Annotated in this window: 4 protein-coding genes and 1 pseudogene; all 5 read right to left on the bottom strand. The window is 64.7% G+C overall.

All coding sequences use genetic code 11. The features are described from left to right. A pseudogene (locus HMPREF1023_RS08100) lies at window positions 1–460 on the bottom strand (serine/threonine protein kinase); the annotation flags it as partial. A gap of 548 nt (window positions 461–1,008) precedes the next feature. Then, window positions 1,009–2,190 (bottom strand): hydrogenase formation protein HypD, encoded by a 1,182-nt coding sequence (gene hypD / locus HMPREF1023_RS08095; RefSeq protein WP_009305724.1) that lies wholly within the window; start codon window positions 2,188–2,190, stop codon window positions 1,009–1,011. Beyond that, window positions 2,187–2,444, bottom strand: coding sequence for a HypC/HybG/HupF family hydrogenase formation chaperone (locus tag HMPREF1023_RS08090; RefSeq protein WP_009305723.1), 258 nt, complete (start codon window positions 2,442–2,444; stop codon window positions 2,187–2,189). The genes hypD and HMPREF1023_RS08090 overlap by 4 nt, the downstream gene beginning before the upstream one ends. After that, entirely contained in the window at window positions 2,435–5,197 is a 2,763-nt protein-coding gene (locus tag HMPREF1023_RS08085) for a carbamoyltransferase HypF (RefSeq protein WP_009305722.1), read from the bottom strand. The genes HMPREF1023_RS08090 and HMPREF1023_RS08085 overlap by 10 nt, the downstream gene beginning before the upstream one ends. A gap of 96 nt (window positions 5,198–5,293) precedes the next feature. Further along, window positions 5,294–7,012, bottom strand: a complete 1,719-nt coding sequence (locus tag HMPREF1023_RS08080) for a glucose-6-phosphate isomerase (RefSeq protein WP_009609026.1) — start codon at window positions 7,010–7,012, stop codon at window positions 5,294–5,296. Window positions 7,013–7,046 lie beyond the last annotated feature (34 nt).

The raw sequence follows: 7,046 nt of genomic DNA, 5'->3' as shown, positions 1-7,046 counted from the left end.
GCGGGGCCTGGGTCCACAGGAAGTCCGGGTCCTCGTCGAAGTACTGCTTCATGAGCGGCCAGTAGGCCAGGTACTCGAAGTAGCGGCAGCGGAAGGAGTTGGCGGAGGCCATGATCTCGTTGCCCATGGTGAGCAGGATGTCGCGGGGCGGCATGCAGGTCATCATCGAGTCGTTGCGGAAGTCGGGCGTGCCGATGGCCTGGTTCCACTGCAGGGGCGTCGGGCGGTCGACGACCACGCCGCGCTCCTCGAGCGCCTTCACGAGGTTCTCGAGGCAGGCGTTGCCGACCTCGACCGTGCGCAGCGGGCGGAGACCCCACATGCCGCGCATCTCGGAGTCGACCGGCACCTTCTCGGAGGTCGCGGGCTCCTCGGGCGGGATGACCGAGTTGTCGCACAGGCCGACGATCACGCGCTTCAGCGGATCCCAGTCGTTCCAAGAATTGACTATCTTCGCCATGACAGTCTCCTTTCTCCGGCAGCGCTTCCGGCGCCGCCTATTTGGATGGCACAACTACAAACTGCAGCTTCGCTGGAGAGAGCGCCACGGCTTAGACCCCGTCGTGGCAAGTCCTTCCAGATTTGCCGATGAGCCAGTTATACCATCTTTTTTGTTCAACTGCAACATGAAATTACATAGACATTTGAGCAAAACGAATAAGTAAATTGTTCAAATGCACAAAAATGTTGAACGACGGCGTTTTCCCCTTTATGCAGTTTTTGACCCAATATTGGATATTATCCGCAATTAATTCTCTCGTTCTGTATAGCGATGGAAACAAAAGGGTAACTCATGCACGCACAGCACCGAACATGAGCGCGCCGCTGAGCATAGGGACTGCACAATCAACTGAAAAGAATATCTTTTGGGAAATTTCCCGCGTCGTCTTGCCGCTGGATCGACGTATCCGAGTCTATCGAACGAATGTTTCACGTGAAACATTCGAAGACAGTCCGAAGGACCCCTCGACGAGGGGTCCTTCGGATGCTGCGGCGCCTGTTTTCTCTTTAGTAGTACCGGTAGTACGCGGCGCAGCTGCCTTCGCTGGACACCATGCAAGGACCCACGGGGTTCTCGGGCGTGCATACCTTGCGGAACAAGGGACACTCGTTGGGCGCCATGATGCCGCGCAGCACGTCGCCGCAGCGGCAGCCCTTCGGATCCTGCGTGGGCTCGACGTCGGGCTGGAAGCGGCGCACGGCGTCGAACTGCGCGAACTCCTCGCGGATGCGGTAGCCGGAACCGGGGATCTCGCCCAGGCCGCGCCAGAGGGCGGTGCACGTCTCGAACACCTCGTCGATGGCGGCCAGCGCCACGGGGTTGCCTTCGGGCATGACGCCGCGCGCGTAGGCGATCTCGATGTCGGCACGGCCTTCGTGCAGTTGGCGCATGATCATGGCGATGCCCTGCAGCACGTCAACCGGCTCGAACCCGGTGATGACGCCGGGTATGCCGTACTTCTCGGCCAAGAACCGATACGGCTCGGCGCCGATGATGGTGCTGACATGACCGGGCAGGATGAGCGCATCCACCTTGAGCTGCGGGTCGTTGATGATGGCTTCCAGCGCACCGGGCATGTTTTTATGCGCGCCGAACACGCTGAAGTTCTTGAGGCCCGCCGCGGCCGCGCGCTTGATGGCCATGGCCACCAGCGGCGTGGTGGTTTCGAAGCCCACGCCCACGAACACGATCTCGCGATCGGGGTTCTGCTGGGCCAGAGTGAGCGCGTCCAGCGGCGAGTACACGATCTGCACGCTGCGGCCCGCCGCCTGCTCGGCCAGCAGGCTGGACGTGGAGCCCGGCACGCGCGTCATGTCGCCGAACGTGGCGATGGTGACGCCCGGAACGCGCGCGAGGGCGATGACCGTGTCGATATCCTTGTTCGAGGTCACGCACACGGGGCAGCCGGGACCCGACGCGAGGCGCGTGCCCTCGGGCATGAGGTTGCGGATGCCGTTGCGCGCGATGGCGACGGTGTGCGTGCCGCACACTTCCATGAGCGTGGCGCCGCCTGCGGGCGACAGCTTCGCGATGGACTCGATGAGGCCGCGCGCGAGCTTGGGATCCTTGAAGGCCGCCAACTCGGATTCCATCGTGGCCGCGTCGACCGTGCGCGCGAGGTGCGCGGGCCGATCCTCCGGCGCGGCGGATGTTTCACGTGAAACATCCGTTCCGGTCGAGGAGGTCATCGCGCTACCTCGTCGGCTGCGGGGATGTCGTCGCCCGCCAGCTCGGGGAACTGCTTGATGAGGTCGATGGTTTCCTGCGCGTAGTCAGGATCCACCACCTCGATGGCGAACCCGGCGTGCACCAGCACGAAGTCACCGACGTTCGCCTGCGGCGTGAGGTCGAGGGATATGTCGCGCGTGACGCCGAGGATGTCCACCGTAGCCAGACGGTTGTCCTTCATTTCAGTCACTTTTGCAGGTATGGCTAAGCACATGGCTGTTCTCCTTCTTCTTTGCTCGAAGCCCATGCTACCACAGCCTGGCCGAAGGAGATGCAGCCGTCGTTGGGCGGCAGATCGCGGTTGACGGCCACCGTGAAACCCGCCTGTTCGAGCGCCGCCAGAGCGTGCTCCAACAGGTAGCGGTTCATGAACACGCCGCCGGACAGGACAAGCGTCGTTATGTCGTACAGGCTGCGCACGAGCTCGGCCGCCGTGACGATGGCTTGCACGAACGCGTCGTGGAAGCGGCGCGCGATGACGCCGACAGGCACGTCGGCCGCGAGGTCGTCGAGCAGCGCGGCGAACGCAGGCGCGGCATCGAACAGCACGACCGAGGTGTCCTGCGCCGTGCTGGCGGCAGTGGCGGTGTTCTTCACTACCGCGATGGCGTAACGGGACGCGGCTTCCCGAGCGGAGGCGCTAAGCCCGGCATCGTCATTCTGAGCGGAGGCGCGAAGCGCCGGAGTCGAAGGATCCCGGTTGGTGTCAGCAGGGGTCGCATCGGTTGCGTCGGCGGCAGATGTTTCACGTGAAACATCTGTTCGCCCGATTGCGGCTTCCAGCAGGATGGCGGGCTCGCCTTCGTACGCAGGCTCGGCGCAGATGCCCAACAGCGCGCTGGCCGCGTCGAACAGCCGGCCGACGGACGAGGTCATGGGCGTGTTGATGCCGCGGTCGATCATCTGGTCGCACACGGCCGCCTGCTCGCCCAGAGCCTCGAGCGCAGCCGCAGCCCCCGGATGGTCGAGCAGGTCGAACGCCCACAGCACGCCGTAGGCCATGCGCAGCGGATGCTTTACGGCCGCCGCGCCGCCCGGCATGGGCACGTAGGCGAAGTTCGCGAAACGCTCGAACGCAGTCAGGTTGGTGAGCAGCACTTCCCCGCCCCAGATGGCGCCGTCCATGCCGTAGCCCGTGCCGTCGAACGCGATGCCGCACACGGGGCCGGCCAGGCCGTGCTCGGCCATCACCGACACGACGTGCGCATGATGGTGCTGCACCTCGGTGACGGGGAGGCTCTGCTCGTGGGCCCACTTCGACGTGAGGTACTCGGGATGCAGGTCGCACGCGATGCGGTCGGGTTCGATCTCGAACAGCGTTTCGTAGCGGTCCTTCGCCTGGAACCACGCGTCGTAGGTTTCGGCGTTCTCGAGGTCGCCGATGTGCTGCGACACGAACGCCTCGGCGTCGCGCGTGAGCGCAAACGTGTTCTTCTGCTCGGGCCCGGTGGCGAAGATGGAGCAACCCTGTTCGCGAACGGATGTTTCACGTGAAACATCTTCTCCTTCGCGCGCCTTCGCGGGCATCGCCAACGGGAGCGGCGCGTAGCCTCGGGCGCGGCGGATGAATTGGACGGCTTCGCCGGCGCTGCCCGCTTCGATAACGCGCACCACCGAGTCGTCGTAGCGGGCGCGGATGGCGCGGTCGTGGCCCAGGAACGCGTCGGCCACGGCGAACAGCTTCTCGTAGGCATCCTCGTCGTCGATGACGATGGGCTCGTCGTGGATGTTGCCCGAGGTCATCACCAGCATAGGGACGGCCGTCGCTGCGCGGGACCCCTCGGCTTCGCGCTGGGAGCTGCGCTCGGCGCAACCGCTCGCTTTCGCGAAGTCGTGCAGCAGCAGATGCTGGAGGGGCGTGTAGGGCAGCATGACGCCGAGCTCGGGAAGGGCGTCGGCCAAACCGGGGGCGAACACGGCGTCGGGGCGCTTGCGCAGCAGCACGATGGGGCGCTGCGTGGCCGTGAGGATGCCCTCCTCCGCTTCGCCCGCCTCGCAATAGGCGCGCACGGCTTCCATATCGGCCATCATAACGGCGAACGCCTTGCCTTCGCGGCGCTTGCGCGCACGCAGCAGCGCCACCGCTTCGGGGTTCGACGCGTCGCACACCAGATGGAAGCCGCCCAGGCCCTTCACGGCCAGGATCTTGCCCGCCAGCAGCAGTTCCACGGCGCGCGCAAGTATGGCATCGCTCTCCTCGCACGTGGTTCCCCAGGCGATGGGTCCCAGGGGTGCGTCAATAGCATCGGAAGCGCGCACTGTTTCACGTGAAACATTTGTTTGCGCGCCAAGGGGAGCGGAAGCGCCAGCGGGGACGTCAGGGGCGGCCGGCACGTCGGCGGGAACGCCGGGGGCATGAACGTCGGCGAGCGCTCCGGGCATGCCCTCGTGCTCGCGCCAGCTGATATGGGGGCCGCATTCGAAGCACGCGTCGGGCTGCGCGTGGAAACGGCGGTCCAGCGGGTCGCCGTACTCGCGGGCGCAGCGCTCGCACATGGGGAAGTCCTTCATCGACGTGCTCTTGCGATCGTAGGGCAGCTTCTCGATGATAGTGAAACGCGGGCCGCAGTTCGTGCAGTTGATGAACGGGTAGCGGTAGCGGCGGTCGTTCGGGTTGAACAGCTCGCGGGCGCAATCGTCGCAGGTGGCCAGGTCGGGCGACACAAGCGTGGTCTTCTCCACGGCGCCTGCGTCGGAGAAGCGGATCTCGAACGAGTCGAAGTCCTCCAGCGGCACTTCCTTCAGCGTCACTTCCTCCACGCGCGAGGCGGCCGGTGGGTTCTCGGACAGCTCGATGACGAACTCGTCGAGCAGCTTCGTCTCGCCCTCGGCATGGATGAACACGCCGTCGGTGGCGTTCAGCACCCATCCGTCGATCAGGTATTTCTTCGCCAAACGGTAGACGAAGGGGCGAAAGCCCACGCCCTGCACGATGCCTTTGACTTGAATGTCCAGCGCTTCCTTCATATGATCGCCTCCGCGTTGTGCTGTGGCCTTCAATCTACGAGGGCGGCTCGACGGCCGCCCTCGGGGTGTAACGCTATCGTGTCGCGCGGCCGCCCGCTAAGCCGTCGGCACCGTCATGGTTTCCAGGATGTCGGAAATCACTTCAGCCAGCTGGCGCAGCGTAACGCCCGAGTTGTCGGGCAGGTGCAGGTGCACCACGCGCCGCCCGCGCTCGGCCAGCGTAACGAGGTCGCCCGACGCCTGCGCCTTGGCCAGCGAGCCCAGGCTTTCAGCCTCCTGCTTCAGCGGGATGTCCTTCAGCTCGTCGGCCGACAGGATGAGGAACACGCCGCAGTTCGGGCCGCCCTTGTGCAGCTGGCCCGTGGAGTGCAGGTAGCGCGGACCCACTTCCAGGCAGGATACCACGCCGCGCTTCTCAGCCACGCCGTGACGGATGGTTTCCAGCGCCTCGCGTCGACCCTCGCCCGTGAACGGCAAGAACGCGTTGAGCGCGAAGAAATCGCCCGGTTGAATGCTGCCCAGCAGCGCACGCAGCGCGCTGCGGACATCGGTGCAATCTTTGAAGCACGGAGACAGGCGCACTTCCACCTCGCCCATGTGCACCTCGTCGATGAAATCCTGCACGAAGTCGGGCTCGGGCTGGCCCTCCTTGAGGATGTCGAGCACCACGGCCTTCGCCGACGCCACGTCGGGCTGGTCGAAGGGGCAGATCTTCATGAGGTAGCCGCACATCGCGATGGCGTATTCCCACATCACGAAGTGCTCGGCCAGCTCTTCGACGGAGTCGATCTTGTAGTTGGCGCGCGGGATGGCCGGGTCGATGTAGGACAGGCTCATCTCGAAGTTGCGGCGCTCGTCCCACAGGTCGTTGCGCGTGAGGTACACGATGGCGCTGCGATCGCCCGGGTCTTTCTTGAGCAGCAGGGAGTCCACCTCGATGTTGGGCAGGATGCCCTGGCCGTCCTTGCCCAGGCTCTCGGCCACCAGCTGCTCGATCCACAGACCCAGAACGCGGCCGCGCTTCTGCGTGAGGAACGTGAACTTGTTGCGTCCCTGCAGGTAGTTGTCGTACAAAAACGATGCCAGGCCGATGGCCGGGTTGTCGATGGCGTCCTCGCTGCACTGGCGCTCGGCGTCGATGGCGTGCGCCATGAACTCTTCCAGGTCGATGCCCACGAGCGCGGCCGGCAGCAGGCCGAACACGGACAGCGCGGAGAAGCGCCCGCCCACGGTGGGCTGGCCGGAGAACACCGCGGCCCACCCTTCTTCGCGCGCCTGGCGCTCAAGCATGGAGCCGGGGTCGGTGATGGCCACGAGGTGCTGCACCAGCTCCTCTTCGCTGATGCGGTCGGCCACGGCGTCGCGCACGGCGCGCAAGGCCAGACGCGGCTCGATGGTGCCGCCGCTCTTCGACGAGATCACGAACAGCGTGGTCTCGGGCTTCGCTTCGGCCAAAATGGCGCGCACGCGCACGGGCGAGTCGGAGTCCAACGTTTTGAACGTGATCTTCGACGAATCGGGCTTGTTGTATTTCGTGATGGTCATGGGCGCCTGCGTGGAGCCGCCCTGGCCAATGAGCACGACCGTCTTCAGCCCTTGGGCGATGATCGAGTCGGCGAAATTCTGGATGTCGCGCAGGGAGTACGGCGAATTGCTCGCAAGGTCCGTCCATCCCATGTATTGCTCGGAGCACGCGCGCGCTTCCTCCGAGAAGTCGTACAGGCTCGCATCCTTGGCATGGATACGGCTGGCAACGCAGTCCTTCACGAGGGCTTTCGCGGAAGGATACAGTTTTTCTACATCACCGGATAGCATACAACCTTCTTTCAGCGTAATTCGCTCCATTCTA

This window comes from Eggerthella sp. 1_3_56FAA, from assembly GCF_000185625.1.
Taxonomy (GTDB): Bacteria; Actinomycetota; Coriobacteriia; order Coriobacteriales; family Eggerthellaceae; genus Eggerthella; species Eggerthella lenta.
Note: the sequence above shows the minus strand (reverse complement) of the source record. Positions and strands in the feature narration are given on the sequence as shown.